The sequence below is a fragment of the Bdellovibrionales bacterium genome, from assembly GCA_016716765.1.
Classification (GTDB): domain Bacteria; phylum Bdellovibrionota; class Bdellovibrionia; order Bdellovibrionales; family UBA1609; genus JADJVA01.
On sequence record JADJVA010000020.1, the window covers coordinates 1,211,246 to 1,228,431 of the forward strand.

Below are 17,186 nucleotides of genomic sequence, written 5' to 3' on the forward strand. Positions count from 1 at the left end.
TCGCTTAATCTCTCATGATCCTGATTCACAATCAAGGAGAGGGCCTTCTCCTCTTCCTCCAAAACGAACAGTCACTTGTCGAAGGCATAGAGAAAAGAGAAAGGATGGACAGACCCCCTATTCAAGGCGTATTCTCAGACGCATGCCAAAAGTTATGATTACATGTCAATCCGCCAGTGATGAGAAAGAAGCCTTTGCTCGCGTGCGCAAAATTCTTGAAGAAGATAAAGACTTACGCAAGCTTGATTCAAAACTCGCATACGACTTTGACGAAACGACCCTCTCCGGGCGCGCGACGGGTCATCACTTCAATGCTGAGATGTCCGTTTCCAAAACAAATTTGGGCTCCCGAGTTGAAATTACAGTCGACTTGCCCTTTCACCTAGGACTGGTCAAAAGTATTGTTCAAAAGACTTTGCAAAGAAAACTTGATGAAGCCTTGTTGACCTAAAGAGCGATTATATGGAAAGTACTAAGAAGAAAAAACCTGTGCGTCTCCGTGAGGGCCACAAAGCAGCGGCGAAGCCGACTGAACGAAAGAGAAAGACTCCAACGTCTCCGGTCAAAAATAAACTCGCTTCTAAACTCACTTCAAAAAGTAAATCAAATAAGCCAATTGTATCTCCTATTCTGAATCCCGAAATTGTATCAAGCCAGGGGCCAGCTTCACAAAGAGGCAGACCTGCTTTCCAGGATGTCGATGGTCCTGTGATTCCTGAAATCAATGATTTGAGCACTCCCGCCTTTGATCGATCAGAAGTCATAGAAGAATATCAACTGGACCTGCCTGAAATGAAATCAAAAGGAGGCTCCCTTGTTCCTTCCAGTTCAGTGCCTCTGTCAAGCGTCGACCCTGTGTCACGATATATGGCAGAAATTGCACGCTACCCCCTCCTGACCCGAACCCAGGAAGAAGAAGTTGCAAAACGCTACTTTGAAACAAAAGACCCACGTCTAGCCGAAGTTCTTGTGACCGCCAACTTGCGATTTGTCGTCAAAGTTGCTGCAGAATATTCTAAATTTGGAGCCAGACTCATCGATCTTATACAAGAAGGCAATGTGGGACTGATGCACGCAGTAAAGGAATTTGATCCCTATAAGGGAGTTAAATTGATCACCTATGCCGTTTGGTGGATTCGAGGCTATATCCAAGAGTATCTCATGCGACAGTACTCCATGGTGCGAATCGGAACGACCCAAAATCAGCGAACATTGTTTTATAAGCTGCAAAAACAAAAACAGGACCTTGAGCAATTGGGTGAAGAAAATGGAATTCGGCAAATCAGTGGACGACTTGGTATCCCAGAAGACGAAGTGGCGGAAATGCACAAACGCCTTTCCGGCCGTGATGTCAGCCTCAGTCAGCCTCTAGGACAAGGGGAATCATCGCGTCTTTTAGATCTTCAAACAGGAGATCAGGGCACCGAAATGGACGACATGATTGAGTTAAAGGAACATCTCGGACTCCTTAACAATGCCCTCGCCCATCTTCGCCCCCTTCTCAGCGAAAAGGAAACATACATTCTCGATCAGAGATTGCTCTCCGATTCCGCTTTGACCTTGCAAGATATTGGAAGTGAATGGGGAGTTACAAGAGAAGCCGTTCGCCAAATGGAGGCTCGCCTCCTTGCCAAAATAAAAGATGCAATTTTGAAAGGGGGACTCCCTCCCTTATCTGAACCCACTACCACCTCATAGAAATCATATAAATTACAGAACCTGAAAAAAATCCTCTGACTCGATTGGCTATTGTAGCTTTGCCCTATTCAAACTCCAAAAAGAAATACAACATTGACTCCAGTTAAAACTTTTTATCAAGTAACAGTGCGTGGGGGGGAATCCATATGAATAAAGCGATTCTATATGTGTTTTTTATTTTTTCTTTTCCAGTCTTAGCCGCTCAGCCTCTCATTCAAAGAGAGTTTACGGCTGGGTTTACACCCTATCCAGTAAACTCTGTCATCACAATTGCAAGTGATGGGAAAGTGACAGCAACCTTAAAATATCCCAGATCCGGAAAAATTGAAAACCTCAGTCTAGCTACCATTGACTATCAAGCCCTTGAGGTAATTAAGGAAGCGGTTGGCTCCATTTCAAAAAAGGAACTTGTTGACACAAATCCTGAAGAACCCAAATGCCTAGATGCGCCCTCTCTGCAATACACTCTTTCAAAGGCAGACGGAACGTCTTTCCCTTTTTATCGGGAACACAGCTGTCATGAATTCACATTGTCGGGCGATGACGGATGGTCCGCGTTGAAGTTGAAGCGCCTTCTCGATGGATTCGATTCACTGATTCAGCAGGGGTTTCTAGACTAGAGCAAACTGGCTTACTTGATTGTTGTTCCAAAATCAGAGGGTGCCTGGCTGAACGAAATCTCAGGAGTTCAGCCTAGCTGGCCTCCAGCTCCTGGTCCTCAAAGAATTGAGAAAGCTTGGCTCTCAAGCGCGAGATAGCTTGAGCATGAAGCTGGGAAACTCGGCTTTCTGTAACGCGTAAAATTTGCCCTATTTCCTTCAGATTCAGATCTTCGTAATAATACAAAGAAAGCACCAGCCTCTGCCGTTCTGGCAAGTCCTCAATGGCCTTCGTTACGACTTCTTTTACGGCCTTTAAATTCAATTGAGTGTATGGATTATTGAGCTTGCAGCCCTCAAGAAGATTAAGAATCGATTTTTTATCGACATTGCTAAAGGTCGCTGCGTCGTCGATAGATAGAATGGACACTGGTCTTACTTGATTCACTAAATCGTAAAATTCATCCATCGTGATTCCCAGATTCGAGGCCACTTCTTCATCACTGGCTGAACGACCAAGTTCCGCTTCCATAGCGATCAGCGTTCGATCAAGCATTTTTGCCTTATCACGCACCGAGCGAGGAACCCAATCCTGCGCTCTCAATTCGTCAAGAATTGAGCCACGTATGCGAAATTCCGCATAAGTTTTAAATTTGTTATCACGGGTTGGATCATACTTCTCTATCGCATCCATCAATCCAATGACTCCGCTCGAAATCAAATCATCCAACTCAATATTCGAAGGCAACCGAATAGCAATCTTTTGAGCGATGAATTTAATCAAAGGGGCATACTCCATTATCAGCTTGTCTTTCTGCTGTGGAGTTAGTTTGTTTGGCTCCTCTTTGTATTTCTGTAACAAGGAACTCGCATTATTATTTGACATGTATTCTCACCCTCACCAATTCCAGCTTATCAAAATGAGAAGCGGGCAAAAAGTCCAAATCTTTTCATGCCACACCTACCAGCTGCCTCCAAAAAAACTGAATCCCGCCCTTGGCCTCGCTTAGGTGCTCAAAACCACTAAACTTTTCTCCAATGGCCCGAATCGCCTGACTGGCCGGACTCCTTGGCTCAGCATCCAACACCAACTGTTGCAACTTTGTGGCCTTCACCATGTTTGGATCAGCAGGGACGAATCCGCGATAGTCTAGACTTACACACAAAAATCGATCCGCGACCTCGCTCAACCTACGAAAGACCTGGAGGCCCTCTTTTTCATCTCTCACCATGTTGCAGAGAATAGAGAAGCGATTTTCTCGACATCGTGAGTGCAGAACCTTGATTAGCGCGTAGGCATCAGTTACCGAGGCTGGATCAGGAGTAACGACCACAACAATCTCTCCGGCCGCAGAGTTAAGATAGAGAACGTTGTCATCAATTCCAGGAGCAGTATCAATGAACATTAAATCATAAGACGTATGAAGCTGATTGATCTTGTCCATCAAATATTGCTTCATAGATGCCGGCAATCTCTGCAATTCATAAATGCCGCTTCCTCCCGGAATGAGATCTATGTTGGGGCCGACTGATACCAAGGCCTCATTGATCGGTATGTCCTCAAACAACACTCGGTCGAGCTGGTTCCGTGCAGATACGCCAAATAGAATGTCTAGGTTAGCCATACCCAAATCACCGTCCAAGACCAAGATTCGCTGCCCCGATCGGCTCAAGGAAAGCGCGAGATTTGCAACTAAAGTCGATTTTCCAACACCCCCTTTTCCAGAAGTGATGCTAATCGTTCTCGTCCGGCCCTTTCCAATATTGATCCCATTTGCTGAAGAACTCATTTCACCCTCTCCCCTCAAATCTTTCGAATTTTTGTTAGTTTGAAAATCAAATCGACGACTCTCTCTTTGGTCGCACTTTCCCAGTCCTCTGGAATCTTTGGACCTATACCGAACGAAAAGAGTGGCAGTCGAAATTTTTTCTGAAAATTATAGATCAGTCCATGCTGAGATGATTCATCCAAACAGGTAAAAATCACATCCTGAATACCCAGTGGAATATAGCGTTCAGCGAGATCAAAGACGTTGGCATCATTTGCCAAAATTGATTGCACATAGTGTAGAACTCGACCAGCCTGAATAGGAGGAAGTAAATTGCGAACAAAATCAAACTCTCCCATTGATTTTAAGTTCATGCCCGGAAAATCAACCAAAAAATAGTCCGACATATCCAATTTCCTTTGGATAACTCCCCAGTCTTCTTTACGCCTTATCACGGCAAATGGGACATTTAGAATTTGAGAATATATTCGAAGTTGTTCAGCGGCTCCAACTTTTCCGAAATCAGCAGAAAGAATACTCACCTTTTTCTTTTCGTTTATCACAAGATGACTGGCAAGCTTTACCAATGAGCTCGTTTTTCCTCCTCCAGACGGACCTAGAAATACATGGAATCGATCCTGCGGCCTTCTTTCACTAACCAAAATCTCATCCAATAAATATTTAGCTACCCAGGCGTCTACAAATGCCCGCTTTTTAATATTTATTGGATCCATGTGGCTCATGCACTCCTTGAGGAGATACACGACGTTGCTTGCCGAAATACCAGCACGAGTTAACTTCTCGTAGGTGGAGCTCATTTCGTAGGGAATTCCCTCCTCAGCTCCTGGATGCATACTCACAAAAGACTGAGGTAATTTGTGAAATTTCTCTAGAATCTCCTTGAGATATTTGACTTCACTTCTCAAAATCTTCACATCTTGAGATTCCTCTCCACCGGCCAAATCATGCTGAGTCATTTTACGACTTTTAGGATGATCAACGCCACTGAGATTCATCTTTGTCATGCCGGAAACAGCGCTTTGCACTGCGGATCGAATGCGTTCCTCTGCTAGCCGCGAATTCGCCCTGCTGATCTCATCATTTCCTGTCACCTTATCAGCTAAATTGACCGGCGGGGAGGAAACACCAGGACGCACCTGATTCGATCTGGATTGAGACCTCAAGGCCGAGCTGGGAGTCATACCTGAACTTGCTTCGACTTCTTCGTCAATATCGATGTAAGGCGTTGTGGTCAGCGGACGAACGATTCGTTCCACTGTTGGTATTGACGCCTTTTCTATAAATTGCTTTTGTAATTTTGCAGAGCTCTGTTGATACTTAGTCTTTGATTCAGCATTCATTTTTGTTTCAGCCAGAATTTTTTTTCTGAGAGTTTCTTCCGAAATGGCCGCCGTGACTTCAATACTCGCTTTTCCCCCGAGCCCAAAGCCATGACTGTTGTCTCGGGCCGAGAGAATAATGGCCTCTGGTCCAAGATGTAATTTTACCATTTCCAAGGCCTCTTTCATGGATTTTGCTTCAAATTTCTTAACTTGCATGTGACATCTCCACTAAGCCCACCGAAGAGACCCTCGCATCAGGTGAAAGTTCACTGTGGGACAACACAATCAATTGCGGAATAAATCTAGACACCAGTTTAAACAGATGACGGCGAATACTTGGGCTTGTTAAGAGAATCGGTTGCCCCGCTATTTCTGGGTGACTCTCGATCGTGCGCGAAACGCCAGTTATGAGACGCTGTGCCGCTGTTGGGTCCATTACCAACTGCACACCCTGTTCAGTTTGCAAGAGAGAATTTGCGATAAGCTCCTCCACCTGAGAATCGAGAGTCATGACTGGCATAGCCCCCCCATCGGACTTGTATTTTGCCGTAATCGAACGATTCAGCGCCTTTCGAACGGATTCAGTTAGAATTTCAGGATCCTTGTATTTGCCTCCCTCGTCGCCCAGGGTTTCCAGGATCGTTCGCAAGTCACGAATGGAGACCTGTTCTCGTAATAAATTCTGAAAGACCCTTACCACTGTCCCCAAGGGCAACAAACTCGGAACCAGATCATCGACAATTTTAGGATAGCTCTTTTTAAAATTCTCAAGTAGACCGTCAGCTTCTTGTCTCCCAAATAGTTCGTGGGCATGGGTACGAACAATTTCTGTGAGGTGGGTCGCCATAACCGTGGGCAAATCAACAACGGTGTAGCCCGCCACTTCCGCCTGCTCCTTTTGACTTTTCGAGATCCATAGAGCATCCAACCCGAAAGCGGGTTCGCGAGTGGGAATTCCATCCATTCGATCAACAACGCTACCAGGGTCCATAGCTAAGTGACAGTCAGATCGCAGCAACCCTCCACCAACCTTGTTTCCCTTGATAAGGACCCGATATTCGCCAGGCTCGAGTTGCAAATTGTCGCGAATATGAATACTGGGAATCACAATTCCCATATCAAGCGCAAACTGCTTTCTTAAACTCACAATTCGTTCAAGCAGGTCCCCAGTTTCTCCCGACTCCACCACATTGATCAGCCCATATCCAACCTCCAATTCAATCAAATCCAGCGCCAAGAGGTTCTCTACGTTTTCCTTCTGTGGTTTAGCAGCTTTTTCTTGCTCTTCCGCTCTCGCCAAGCTTATCTTTTCTTCTGCAAACTGAGTGATGAGCCAAGCAATTCCACCCATTACACCGCCCACCAAAAAAAAGGGCAATCCGGGCAATCCTGGAACCATCCCCAATGAGAACAGTATCCCACCAACGATAGCGACCGCACGTGGCTTTGTAAAAAGTTGGCTGGCAATTTCAACACCAATATTATTTTCAGTAGAACTTCGAGTGACAACAGCACCAGCCGCTGTTGAAATAATCAGGGCAGGTATTTGAGTCACAAGGCCATCACCAATAGTCAACATCGTATAATATTCGGCCGCAACCTTTAGGCTAAGACCCTTTTGAAGAACTCCGATCAATAGCCCCCCAACAATATTTATAACCGTAATGATTATCCCTGCGATCGCATCGCCGCGAACAAATTTGCTCGCACCATCCATTGCTCCATAAAAATCGGCTTCCTTTTCGATTTCACGACGCCTTTTTCTGGCCTCGGCTTCAGTGATGAGACCTGCGTTCATGTCCGCATCAATCGACATTTGTTTGCCGGGCATCGCATCCAAGGTGAATCGTGCAGCAACCTCTGCGATACGACCAGAACCCTTCGTTATAACAATAAAGTTGATGACAACCAAAATGACAAAGACAATGAGACCTATGACATAATTATTCCCAACAACAAAGTTTCCAAAGGAAGCAATCACCTGGCCCACTGAGGTCGGACCGTTATGACCTTCAGTCAAAATCATTCGTGTCGACGCAACGTTCAAGGAAAGCCGAAAGAGAGTGCTTAAAAGGAGAAGACTTGGGAAAACACTAAAATCTAATGACTTGTCCGTATAAATTGCAACCAACAGGATTAAGAGGGCCAGAGTCAATGACAGCGTCAATGAAATATCGATCATCCATGCAGGAAGAGGAATGATCATAACAGTCAAAATCCCAATCAGCCCAAAAGCGACCAAGAGATCCAGATTCTTAGCGAGAGCTTCAAAACGTTTTAGGAATTGAAAGATATTATCCATTTATTGCATCACCCTCTTCTTCAGTTTGAAGACGTATGACAGAACTTCAGCCACAGCCGTATAGAGTTCTCTTGGAATGACTTGGCCTATCTTTAAGGTTTTATAGATCGTTCTCGCTAGCGGCTTATTTTCAACAATGGGTATCTTGTGCAGACGAGCTACTTCTTTGATTTTTTGAGCCAAATGATCGGCGCCCTTCGCCACGACCTTTGGAGCTACAGTATTTTCATCGTACTTCAGTGCCACGGCAATATGTGTCGGATTTGTAATGATCACATCGGCCTTTGGAACTTCCTCCATCATTCGACGCTGAGCCATTTCCCTTTGTATGCGCCGAATCCGAGCCTTGATAAGAGGGTCCCCTTCCCGTGATTTTACTTCCTCCTTCACCTCCTGCTTAGTCATGCGCATTTTTCGTTCCAATTCCCATCTTTGAAAAAAGTAATCAACGCCAGAGACTATCCCCATAAGTATCCCAATTCCTCCAAAAAGCTTTAGAGACCCCTCTCCTACATAAAGAAAAAGTTGCTCTACAGAGAAATTCACTAATTTCGGAACAACCGCGACTTCGGATTTCAAAATCATTGTCGCTACAGCCCCAACAATGATGACCTTCAGGAGGGCTTTCATCCCTTCAAAGACAGAATTCAAACTGCAAACTCTCTTGAATCCCTCGACTGGGTTGAGTCGGTCGAAATTGAACTTGAGAGCCTCCTCATTATGTAGAGCTCCAATTTGAAGAGCTGAGGAGGCCACTCCAGCAATCCATAGAATTCCAAAAATGGGAGCAACAATCATCAAGCCTTTTGCCCCAGCAAACTTGGCTGCTGCGATCCAGTCTCCTTGCCGAACAGAACTCGCAAGATGGGAACCTAGTGTTTGAACAAAAACATCATGAACTTGAACAAAAAAGAATTTTCCTAACAGCCACATCGCTAAAATGGAACACAGAAGCATCAGAACAGATCCCAACTCACGCGTCTGAGCCACCTGCCCACGCTTTCGAAAGTCCTCGCGTCGCTGCTGCGTCGCCTCTTCTGACCTTTCTTCCTGCTCTGAATCAGCCATGTTCCATCCTAGAACTAATAAAAATCAAAATGCTTTAACCATTTGGAAAAGCCTCTCAGCTGTCCCTCTCAATAATTCGGGCATTTGCCACATCACCATTGGCAATGAGACAAACAAAACCAGAAATCCCGCCAAAATATTAATAGGCAAACTTGAAACCAAGACATTGATTTGAGGGACTGCACGGCCGACAACGGCCATGGCGATATTCAAAAACAAGATAGAAATCATAACAGGTGACGCCAACTTGATTCCGATGATGGTAATCTCCTGAAGGATCTGGCCAACATCCTTAAAATAGGCAAGCGAGAGAGATTCTTGAGACATTGGCACCAGTCCATAACTGTCTCGAAGAGCCCCAATAAATAAGTGATGGCCGTTAAAGCTTAGGAAAAATAGAAGTCCCATAGACAAAAATAGCTGATCTAGCGAGCTAACTCTGTCACTGACAGTTGGGTTGAACAACTGAGTGCTCGACAGACCCATGCTAACACTGACCACTTCCCCGGAAATAGATAGAACAAAAACAAATGCTCGACTCAGAAATCCAATACACAACCCGACAAATAATTCCCTCAAAGCCATCCATACAATCTGATAAGATCCGAGATCCACGATGATATTTGACCAGTCCAACGTAGGGAATAGGACAAGACTGATACTGAGACTAAATAAGATCTTCATTGGAGCCGAAACTGTTTCAGAACCAAGAACAGGAGAACTTACAATATATGCTGACACCCTCAATATCACCAGAAAGAAGGCCAAAATTTCCAGTTCATTAAATTGATAAATACTCGACACTATTCCCTCACAAAATGAGAAATGTTCTGAAAAATTCCTATTGCAAACTCAGTCATTACATCGAGCATCCAAGGTCCCGCAATGACAATAACAAGAGCCACGACCACCATTTTCGGAATGAATGTTAGCGTGGCCTCGTTTATTTGAGTGACAGCCTGGAGTACGCTTACAATCAATCCTATAATGAGGGCTCCCCCTAACATTGGACCCGCCAACATTGCTGTTGTTCTTATTGTATCTTGACCCAACTTGATAATGAGTTCTTCAGTCATGTTATCTATTCCTAACCAAAGCTTTCAACCAGCCCGCCTATCAGCAAGGACCAGCCATCAACTAAAACAAAAAGCATAATTTTAAACGGAAGAGAAATAATCACCGGAGGCAACATCATCATACCCATCGCCATGAGGACACTAGCAGCCACCATGTCAATCACCAAAAAGGGAAGATAAATGATAAATCCAATTTGAAAGGCTGTCTTAAGTTCGGACACAATGAATGCTGGAATTAAAACTATTGTCGATACGTCCGCCCGTGTTTTAGGAGTCTTCGATTTAGACATTTTGATAAACAATGAAAGATCTGAATCTCTCGTTTGACTGAACATAAATTTCCGCAACGGAACAAGTCCCTCATCAAGAGCCTTCTCTTGACTGATAGCGCCCTTCAGGTAAGGCTGGATCGCGTTCTCGTTTATCTTTGTCAAAAATGGGGCCATCACAAATAAAGTCAGAAACAGTCCTAAACCAACCAAGAGCTGATTTGGTGGCAATTGCTGAGTTCCAATTGCTTGGCGAACAAATGACAGTACAATCACAATGCGGGTGAAACTTGTCATCATAATTAAAATGGCAGGGGCCAAAGTGAGAACCGTCAGAATTATGATCACTCTAATTGCACTTACTACTTCGTTTGGATCGCTTGTATTCTTAAATCCCAAGCTCACACTGGGAAGGGTCATCTGAGCGATGGCTGTTTGAGCGATCCCAACTGCAGAAGCAAGAACCAGTGGCAATATGAGCCAACTTCTCCCTTTTATCACAAAGTCCTCATTTCCCGTAACCGACTCGTTATCATTGTCTGGATGCTCTTCAAATTCACATCTTCTGCCGTCGATTTCTCTTTAGACCTCTTTTGCGAGGACTGAATTTGAACTCGATCGCGAACTTCTCCCATAGACGGTAGGTTGGAAAACTCCTCCAACTCTCCCAGAAAATGACTTGGTGACGTTGTCGGTATTTCATCATCGATGAGAGCCAATGGTTTAATTAGATTGATACTTTGATCAGTCATTCCCAACAAGAGACTTTCACCAGCCACCTGAACAATGACCAGGCTCTTTTTGGGGCCCAGGTGATATTGAGAGAGAATTTGAATTTTTGTTTGATCCTGAAATCCCAATCGCTTTCTTGTCCAGTACTTCGCGCCATAGCCGATTGCAATTGCCAAAGTTAAAACCAATCCTAGACTCATCAACAAACGCGAAGTAGTTCCTCCAGATCTATGCTCCCGACTGGCCGTAGAGGCCGTGAGAACAGGAATCTTTGCTTCATCCTGGCTGAGTGAACTTTCGCCCTCCCGATTCTCTTTTACCGAATTTTGGGTTTGACTTCGAACCAGTCCCTTCGTCAGAGGTCTATCCTCAGGCTTATCCTCAGCCCCATTTTTGGGCTGACCGCCTGACTTCTGTAGAACAGAGTCGCTCTCGAACAAATCTACTCGTTTGGGCGGAAGCTCCTTCGGAAAGTCCAAATCAGTTGCCAAGATTCTTCGAGATTGCAGATCGATATCAGGTGCCGCCTTGTTAGCTATAGCCTCGTCAGTGGCGCCAGCCATTCCCTTCACTTTAGATCCGCCTGATCCGTCCGAGTCATTTGAGTCGTCTGGGTCGTCTGAGTCCTCCAAGCTCAATGCGCTAGTCTCTCCTTGATCAATGTCATTGGGGCCTACAGAAAGTAAAGGCCGTTGATCTTGCGCTCTTGAGTCAATGGGCTTGGCTCCTTCGACCCGAAGACCCTCTCTTTTTATCTGTCGGACCTCTCGAGCGAAAGCAGCCTCAAAATAGATCCCGATCATGAAGATAATCAGCGCCCCACGAACCAACACAGCTCCCCCCTCTCGCGCAATGCCTTTTCTCAAATTACAAACGCCCCAAATGTCTCGAAAAAATCTTAATTGCTACCTAATTGCTCCACACGCTCTGTTGGCGAAATAATGTCGGTCAAACGAACTCCAAATTTTTCATTCACCACTACCGCCTCTCCGCGAGCAACTAACTTATCATTTACGAGAACCTCCATAGGTTCGCCCGCCAGCTTACTCAGCTCTATGACTGATCCTTGCCCCAGATTGAGTAGTTCACTCACTATCATCTTTGTTCTTCCCAACTCGACCGTAACCCTCAGTGGAATATCAAGAATCAAATTGAGGTTCGCATCTCGCCCTTCACTTTTTGTGTCATTTTTTTTGGAATCATCCTTGGGGGCATCAGAAGTCTTTTCGAATTCACTTTCGATATTCTTAGCAAGATTTGACTTGTCGTCGGCCATGGCTTCCCCTCTTTTTATTTTTTTATCTCTCTAGTTACCTGCACAGCTAATGTTCCGTGGTGTATTCCATAGAATGCCTTAAATTTTTTCACGTTTTCCACCTGAACATCTAGTTCTCCAGTCGCATCCTGATTCAGCAATAATACGTCGCCAGTCTTGAGACCCATGAGATCGTTGAGAGTGATTGACGACTCGCCCAGGTTGACCTTGATCTCGATTTTTGTGCCCATCATTTGCTCAGTAAATGTTTTGGCCCAAATATTTTTATCAGTCTGATCAGATTCAACTTGAAATCCAGTTGAAAGCTTTTGCTTAATTGGTTCAATGGTCGAATATGGAATAACCAAGGTTATTGTTCCGTTCGCGTTCTCCAATTCAACGTCAAAAGTGGAGGCTATGACAATGTCAGTAGGAGGCACAATTCCAACAAACTGTGGATTGATTTCTGTACGGACAAAGGAGCAATCTATTTTTTCGACAGATGACCAAGCAATTTCAAGATCCTCTATTGCCAAATCCACAACTTTCCGAATAATTGAGAGTTCAATCGGAGTAAAATCCTTTCCTTCAATTTTTGTGTAGGGTCTATCTGCCCCTCCAAAAAAATTGTCTACAAGAGCATAGGCTAGCTTGCTCTCGATGACAAAAAGAGCAGATCCACGCAAGTTGTTGAAACGAAGCACACTCATGCAGGTGGGCATCGGAAGCGTATTGATGAATTCACCAAATTTCAAAAAATCTGTACTCGCATGATTGAGTGATGCAATTTTTCTCAGGGCCGAAGAAAGCGAAACCCGAAATGAACGCATGAATTTTTCATAAATGACATCCAATTGAGGCAGACGACCGCGAATAATTCTGTCTTGGCTGGTAAGATCATAGACCACCACCACCTTGTCATCGGGGCCACCAGTTCTCTGCTGTCCCTCTCCAGTTTCAGATAGTTCACCATCTGAAACCGCAGCTAGGAGGGCATCTACTTCACTTTGCGATAGAACCTGGCTCATCCTGAACCCACCTCTTTAATTAAAAATGAACTCCGTAAAATAGACTCGCTTGATCTTCCCTTTGGTCAGGAATAGATTTACTTGATCCTTGATCTCGTCTCGCATTCCCTCTTTACCCTCTCGAGTACTGACCTCCGCATAAGTTTTGCTCGAAAGAGTGATGATAATGATGTCGCGAATCTTTGGTTTCAGCTTTTCCAATTCGCCCTGCACTTCATTTCCATCCACTTCCAATTCCATATTGATTTTTAGAAGCTTTCGGCCACGACTACCAGCTACGTTAACCAAAAACGTCTCCAACGGAATCAATTTTCCAATAAAATCAGCTTCTTCGAGCTCCTTCTTTTGGGCGGCACTTTCTCCGCGAATCACATCATCAATTCCCGGGTGAGCAGCTTCCTTTTTCTTTCCTAAATAAATCATTGCGCCCACTCCAGCCACAACCAACATATTGATCACAGCTAAGACAATAAATAGGGTTGGACTTTTTCCTGACGAAGCAGGAGAAACCCTTTCTGCTTGAGGTGCTGCGTTTGCTTCTGCCACTTCATCCTCCTTGTCATGTGGCCAGTTTCAACCGTCTCTCATCTTACCAAAGAATGTAGATCGAAAAATCTGGCGCCCCACAGATCTCCTGAGCAAGTCGGATGCCAACTAGACTTGATTCCCATTTCGATTGAAAGTGAGACAAAATTCCGACTGAAAGGACCAAAATTTGGGTTTTGATCCAAGAAAAGGTCTCTATTGGACATTAAAACGGACAGGGATTTGACAGGACTGAATGAAGTCCTGACGTTAATTTGTCAATGACAAAGTCGAGGTCATAGCTGAGTGAATGTTTGGATTTGAAGCTAAAATTGAATTCATCTGAACAGAATAGGGCTGACCTGCATAGTTTGTCACAATCCCACCAGCTTCTCTCACCAATAGAAGTCCAGCAGCTGTATCCCATGGACTTAAATTTTTTTCCCAAAATCCATCGAAAATCCCCTCGGCCACCTGACAAAGGTCATAGGCCGCCGCACCAGCTCGACGAATTCCTCTCGTTTCCCTCATTAGTTTTGAAAAAATTTGCATCTGCTCAATCAAAACGTCTTCATCATAGGGTGAAAATCCCGTGGCCAACAGGGATTCTCTCAGAGACTTCCTTCGGCTGACGCTAAGTCTCCGATCCTTTCCTTTCTCCCTGACAAATGCACCGCCGCCTCTTGTTGCGTAGTACGTCTGATCCAGCTTTGGCATGTCGACAATTCCTACTAACATTTCTCCGCGAAATTGAAGCCCCACCGAAATACAAAACACATGAAAACCGTAGACGTAATTAGTTGTTCCATCCAAAGGATCAATGATCCAAGTTGGAAATTCAGATTGAATCACACCTGGACTTTGGTTCATATTATCAGAACTTTGCTCTTCACCAATTATTTTGTGATGTGGAAAATACCCCAACAATGAATTCACGATGGCCTTTTCACTGGCGACGTCTGCCTCTGATACTAGACCCGCTTGATACTTCTCAGAAACCTGAGTTAAGTGTCCGAAATAATCCAACAAAATCTTTCGTCCCTGTTTGACAGCTGAAAATCCTTGTTCCAAAGCGATGCTCAAATCAAGATCCACTTCTCTGTTCTTCACTTCTATCTCCTCAGTCAAATTCAAACGATCGTCTTTGTTTTGCTAGATTGACCCACTCCGTCTATGTCGCTACGATAAAAGAGTCAAGCTATACTCGGGTTAAGGAGGGGTCAATCATGTTGAGTCAGAGGGGCGGATCAAAAGCCGACACCGTTGTTAAACTCGTTCTAATTTTTTTTATATCACTTCTATCTTTTTCGGTGGGCACCTTTGTTGGAAAGCAAGTGAGCGATAGCGATTACAAACGTGCCTCACTTGAGGAGGACTACAAGAGTTTTCGGCAGGTCTCCCACGGCGAGGAAGGCAAGGACGACCCAACAAAGAAATTATCCAATGAAGAACTCACAAGCTTAACTGAGGAATTTGTAAATACCGAAAAGGAAGTTTTGGCAGCCAACAAAGCAGAGTCTATCGAAAAAGAAAAGACCGAAGAGCTTGAAACTCCAGTCAAAGCCGAAAATGCAAGCGGAACTGGATATAAAAAGTATTCCAAAGATCAGTCGGAGCCCTCTACCCCATCGAAGACAGTCGAACACAACGCCGACAATGGTAAAAAAATTGCTGAACATAAAAGTCAAATCAAGAAGGTTGAAATCGAAAGATCCAGCTCTTCTGTCCCTAAGGAAGCACAGCGAGTCGCCGATGGAAAGGCTCCTGTCGCAGATCAAAAAGAGATTCGCAGACCGACGAGCATCTTGCCCTCTGTAGCTACTTCTTCGATTGGCAAGTACACCATTCAAGTGGCTTCTTACGCAAACGAGGATGAAGCGAAAGCTCATGCCAGCGAACTTAAGCAGAAGGGCTGGAATGCCTTCTATTTGCCCGCTGAAATTAGCTCGAAGACTTGGTTTCGCGTCAGTATTGGTCTCTTCACCGATCAAAAAGTGCCGGGGCCTTTCGCGAGGAATTGATGAAACAGTCGGCAATTTCCTCTTCAATTATTCAAAGGATTGTGGAGTAGCAGAGACCACGGCAGAGCTCAATGGATATTGGACTACTTGCGCAAATAGCAACACTGTCCCTATCGTCAAAAATGTTACATGATTCATTTTGTTTCCTTTCCCTTTTTTATAGAAAATAATTTTTCTAACTATGCTGAACAAACAATCCTTATTCTGTGTCCGTGATCCTCCAAATCCTCCTTTTCGACAAGATCTCCCCTTTCAATCGCAACAAAATCCTCAGATTCCAAATTGAAACTATGATTGTGACTACCGCCCAACAGAACATAGACGCCCGGAGTTGCATTCATTAGTTCTTCGAGACTCAAACTGATTTCTGTGTGGAAATGGCCTGGATTTGTGTAGGCTGTCATTGGTGCCTCCGCACAGGTTTCTTTGACTTCTGCGCTTTTTGGCTGCTCTCTCGGAGGACTCTGACTGTGGCCACCTCCGCAAGCGGAAATCAACACACCAAGTCCTATTAACCCAGCCTGACTCAAAAACTGCCGCCTCGATCGAAGTGTCCTATTTTTCATTCTGCCTCCTATTTTCAAAATTAAAGCTATTACAAAAAATTGAATTCCCATAGCCCCAGTTTGGAATAGATACTATTCTCATTTGGAATACCTGAGGTCATATGTCGCCATTTTCAAATGAAATTGAATATGTTCTGATCCTGGCTCAAACTCTGAATATCTCACGAGCTGCTGAATTGTGTGGAATCAAACAATCGGGACTATCGAAGGCGCTCATGAAGGTTGAGGAACGACTTGAAGTCAAACTTTTCTCACGCAGCAAGAGTGGCCTTCAACTGACCCATGAAGGACTTCGCGTGATCAAACTATTGTCTGATCTGAAGAGCAGTTGGGATACGGCCTGGCGAGCTTCAAATCGGGATGACTTTATCGGAACGGTAAAAATTGGCTGCCATACATCGATTGCACAAAGTTCCTTTTCAAATTTCTTTTCAGATCTTGTCGAAAATCACCCTGGCGTAAATATGGATATGACTTTTGATCGTTCATTGGCTATCACAAGGAAGGTCATTAATTCCGAGATTGATTTGGGACTTGTCATCAGTCCGCAACGACATCCTGAGCTTGTTATATCTCTCCTTCGCCGCGAAACTGTTGGTGTCTGGAAAAGTCAAAAAGCCAAAAAATCAATTAATCTAGTTTATTTCAATCCTGAGATGATTGACATTTATTCCTACTTACGAGCTTTTACCGGATATAAGTTGGTCCCTATTTCAGATTACATCACGATATCAGCGATTTTAAGGGAGAGCCAGGGTTGTGGCATATTGCCTTCTTGTACGGCCGCGATGATGGGTGATCTGAAACTCGAAAAGGAACTGAAGGCAACACAACTCAATTTGATTTATAGAAAGGATCGTTCCTATAACAGAACATTACAGGCAGTCATACGCATTATTAAGGATGGATTTCGGCCTTAAAGCTCAGAGAGCTCC

Annotated in this window: 19 protein-coding genes; 5 read left to right on the forward strand and 14 right to left on the reverse strand. The window is 44.4% G+C overall.

Features of this window, described 5'->3' with window-relative positions; all coding sequences use genetic code 11:
- Positions 1-142 precede the first annotated feature (142 nt).
- The 3 genes from IPL83_14480 to IPL83_14490 all read left to right on the forward strand — a co-directional run bounded on the left by IPL83_14480 (position 143) and on the right by IPL83_14490 (position 2,318).
- Positions 143-451: a polyhydroxyalkanoic acid system family protein gene (locus IPL83_14480; GenBank protein ID MBK9040341.1), complete on the forward strand. Its 309-nt coding sequence runs from the start codon at positions 143-145 to the stop codon at positions 449-451.
- A gap of 11 nt (positions 452-462) precedes the next feature.
- A complete protein-coding gene (locus IPL83_14485) occupies positions 463-1,698 on the forward strand; it encodes an RNA polymerase factor sigma-32 (protein MBK9040342.1) in 1,236 nt (411 codons plus the stop codon).
- Between the two features lie 146 nt (positions 1,699-1,844).
- Positions 1,845-2,318 (forward strand): hypothetical protein, encoded by a 474-nt coding sequence (locus IPL83_14490; GenBank protein MBK9040343.1) that lies wholly within the window; start codon positions 1,845-1,847, stop codon positions 2,316-2,318.
- A gap of 73 nt (positions 2,319-2,391) precedes the next feature.
- Here IPL83_14490 and IPL83_14495 read toward each other — a convergent pair whose 3' ends face one another.
- From IPL83_14495 to IPL83_14555, 13 genes are all read right to left on the reverse strand, one after another.
- Positions 2,392-3,183 (reverse strand): FliA/WhiG family RNA polymerase sigma factor, encoded by a 792-nt coding sequence (locus tag IPL83_14495; protein ID MBK9040344.1) that lies wholly within the window; start codon positions 3,181-3,183, stop codon positions 2,392-2,394.
- Between the two features lie 64 nt (positions 3,184-3,247).
- A complete protein-coding gene (locus IPL83_14500) occupies positions 3,248-4,087 on the reverse strand; it encodes a MinD/ParA family protein (GenBank protein MBK9040345.1) in 840 nt (279 codons plus the stop codon).
- Positions 4,088-4,101: 14 nt separating this feature from the next.
- Entirely contained in the window at positions 4,102-5,625 is a 1,524-nt protein-coding gene (locus IPL83_14505; protein ID MBK9040346.1) for a flagellar biosynthesis protein FlhF, read from the reverse strand.
- Positions 5,615-7,711, reverse strand: a complete 2,097-nt coding sequence (flhA, locus tag IPL83_14510) for a flagellar biosynthesis protein FlhA (protein ID MBK9040347.1) — start codon at positions 7,709-7,711, stop codon at positions 5,615-5,617. Before flhA ends, IPL83_14505 begins: the two co-directional genes overlap by 11 nt.
- On the reverse strand, positions 7,712-8,779 hold the full coding sequence (flhB, locus tag IPL83_14515; protein MBK9040348.1) for a flagellar biosynthesis protein FlhB: 1,068 nt from the start codon (positions 8,777-8,779) through the stop codon (positions 7,712-7,714).
- A 24-nt stretch (positions 8,780-8,803) separates the two neighbouring features.
- The gene (locus IPL83_14520; GenBank protein ID MBK9040349.1) at positions 8,804-9,583 is read right to left on the reverse strand and encodes a flagellar biosynthetic protein FliR; all 780 of its coding nucleotides are present in this window, start codon (positions 9,581-9,583) and stop codon (positions 8,804-8,806) included.
- Positions 9,583-9,855: a flagellar biosynthesis protein FliQ gene (gene fliQ, locus IPL83_14525; protein MBK9040350.1), complete on the reverse strand. Its 273-nt coding sequence runs from the start codon at positions 9,853-9,855 to the stop codon at positions 9,583-9,585. Before fliQ ends, IPL83_14520 begins: the two co-directional genes overlap by 1 nt.
- A gap of 11 nt (positions 9,856-9,866) precedes the next feature.
- Positions 9,867-10,544: a flagellar type III secretion system pore protein FliP gene (gene fliP, locus IPL83_14530; protein MBK9040351.1), complete on the reverse strand. Its 678-nt coding sequence runs from the start codon at positions 10,542-10,544 to the stop codon at positions 9,867-9,869.
- A gap of 77 nt (positions 10,545-10,621) precedes the next feature.
- A complete protein-coding gene (locus IPL83_14535) occupies positions 10,622-11,722 on the reverse strand; it encodes a FliO/MopB family protein (protein ID MBK9040352.1) in 1,101 nt (366 codons plus the stop codon).
- Positions 11,723-11,754: 32 nt separating this feature from the next.
- On the reverse strand, positions 11,755-12,132 hold the full coding sequence (fliN, locus tag IPL83_14540; protein ID MBK9040353.1) for a flagellar motor switch protein FliN: 378 nt from the start codon (positions 12,130-12,132) through the stop codon (positions 11,755-11,757).
- 14 nt (positions 12,133-12,146) lie between these two features.
- Positions 12,147-13,139, reverse strand: coding sequence for a flagellar motor switch protein FliM (gene fliM, locus IPL83_14545; GenBank protein ID MBK9040354.1), 993 nt, complete (start codon positions 13,137-13,139; stop codon positions 12,147-12,149).
- A 15-nt stretch (positions 13,140-13,154) separates the two neighbouring features.
- A complete protein-coding gene (locus IPL83_14550) occupies positions 13,155-13,685 on the reverse strand; it encodes a flagellar basal body-associated FliL family protein (protein ID MBK9040355.1) in 531 nt (176 codons plus the stop codon).
- Positions 13,686-13,934: 249 nt separating this feature from the next.
- Positions 13,935-14,774 (reverse strand): inositol monophosphatase, encoded by an 840-nt coding sequence (locus IPL83_14555; GenBank protein MBK9040356.1) that lies wholly within the window; start codon positions 14,772-14,774, stop codon positions 13,935-13,937.
- A gap of 116 nt (positions 14,775-14,890) precedes the next feature.
- Here IPL83_14555 and IPL83_14560 point away from each other — a divergent pair, with 116 nt between their 5' ends.
- Positions 14,891-15,685: an SPOR domain-containing protein gene (locus tag IPL83_14560; protein ID MBK9040357.1), complete on the forward strand. Its 795-nt coding sequence runs from the start codon at positions 14,891-14,893 to the stop codon at positions 15,683-15,685.
- 179 nt (positions 15,686-15,864) lie between these two features.
- On the opposite strand, the gene IPL83_14565 is transcribed toward IPL83_14560, so the two are convergent.
- Positions 15,865-16,251, reverse strand: a complete 387-nt coding sequence (locus IPL83_14565; protein MBK9040358.1) for a hypothetical protein — start codon at positions 16,249-16,251, stop codon at positions 15,865-15,867.
- 101 nt (positions 16,252-16,352) lie between these two features.
- Between IPL83_14565 and IPL83_14570 the strand changes: the two genes are divergently transcribed.
- Positions 16,353-17,171 (forward strand): LysR family transcriptional regulator, encoded by an 819-nt coding sequence (locus tag IPL83_14570; GenBank protein MBK9040359.1) that lies wholly within the window; start codon positions 16,353-16,355, stop codon positions 17,169-17,171.
- Positions 17,172-17,186 lie beyond the last annotated feature (15 nt).

Excerpts from the sequence above, each read along its gene's own strand:
- IPL83_14480 (MBK9040341.1), top strand. The coding sequence starts at position 143 with ATGCCAAAAGTTATGATTACATGTCAATCCGCCAGTGATGAGAAAGAA.
- IPL83_14485 (MBK9040342.1), top strand. The coding sequence starts at position 463 with ATGGAAAGTACTAAGAAGAAAAAACCTGTGCGTCTCCGTGAGGGCCAC.
- IPL83_14490 (MBK9040343.1), top strand. The coding sequence starts at position 1,845 with ATGAATAAAGCGATTCTATATGTGTTTTTTATTTTTTCTTTTCCAGTC.
- IPL83_14495 (MBK9040344.1), bottom strand. The coding sequence starts at position 3,183 with ATGTCAAATAATAATGCGAGTTCCTTGTTACAGAAATACAAAGAGGAG.
- IPL83_14500 (MBK9040345.1), bottom strand. The coding sequence starts at position 4,087 with ATGAGTTCTTCAGCAAATGGGATCAATATTGGAAAGGGCCGGACGAGA.
- IPL83_14505 (MBK9040346.1), bottom strand. The coding sequence starts at position 5,625 with ATGCAAGTTAAGAAATTTGAAGCAAAATCCATGAAAGAGGCCTTGGAA.
- flhA (MBK9040347.1), bottom strand. The coding sequence starts at position 7,711 with ATGGATAATATCTTTCAATTCCTAAAACGTTTTGAAGCTCTCGCTAAG.
- flhB (MBK9040348.1), bottom strand. The coding sequence starts at position 8,779 with ATGGCTGATTCAGAGCAGGAAGAAAGGTCAGAAGAGGCGACGCAGCAG.
- fliQ (MBK9040350.1), bottom strand. The coding sequence starts at position 9,855 with ATGACTGAAGAACTCATTATCAAGTTGGGTCAAGATACAATAAGAACA.
- fliP (MBK9040351.1), bottom strand. The coding sequence starts at position 10,544 with ATGACCCTTCCCAGTGTGAGCTTGGGATTTAAGAATACAAGCGATCCA.
- fliN (MBK9040353.1), bottom strand. The coding sequence starts at position 12,132 with ATGGCCGACGACAAGTCAAATCTTGCTAAGAATATCGAAAGTGAATTC.
- fliM (MBK9040354.1), bottom strand. The coding sequence starts at position 13,139 with ATGAGCCAGGTTCTATCGCAAAGTGAAGTAGATGCCCTCCTAGCTGCG.
- IPL83_14560 (MBK9040357.1), top strand. The coding sequence starts at position 14,891 with ATGTTGAGTCAGAGGGGCGGATCAAAAGCCGACACCGTTGTTAAACTC.
- IPL83_14565 (MBK9040358.1), bottom strand. The coding sequence starts at position 16,251 with ATGAAAAATAGGACACTTCGATCGAGGCGGCAGTTTTTGAGTCAGGCT.
- IPL83_14570 (MBK9040359.1), top strand. The coding sequence starts at position 16,353 with ATGTCGCCATTTTCAAATGAAATTGAATATGTTCTGATCCTGGCTCAA.